This window comes from Chitinophaga sp. GbtcB8 (assembly GCF_019091455.1).
In the GTDB taxonomy this organism is placed as follows: domain Bacteria; phylum Bacteroidota; class Bacteroidia; order Chitinophagales; family Chitinophagaceae; genus Chitinophaga.
Genome location: NZ_JAGXJN010000353.1, coordinates 1 through 240 on the forward strand (window position 1 = coordinate 1; position 240 = coordinate 240).

General features: G+C 54.6%; 1 protein-coding gene. It reads left to right on the forward strand.

The features are described 5' to 3' along the window. Positions 1-240 (forward strand): hypothetical protein (locus tag KVT36_RS32070; protein ID WP_217607492.1); only part of this gene is annotated, 240 nt, incomplete at both ends.

A 240-nucleotide genomic window follows, 5' to 3' on the forward strand; every position in this document is an offset into this window, starting at 1 on the left:
TTATTTATGCCGGCGGCCGGCAGCTGGAAGGCTATATACAGCTGCACACTATTAAAGCCCTAGCGCAAAGTTACCTCACCTGCCTGTGGAACCGGCAGGTGCTGCAGCAGGACACGCACAAACAACCCTCTTTCATACACCTGCTGGGCGGCCTTTTTACCTGGGTGGTACTGGGCATTACCGTTTTAACAGCCGCCTGGTGGGGCTTTCATAACCCGGCAAAAAGATGGCCCTCTGTAG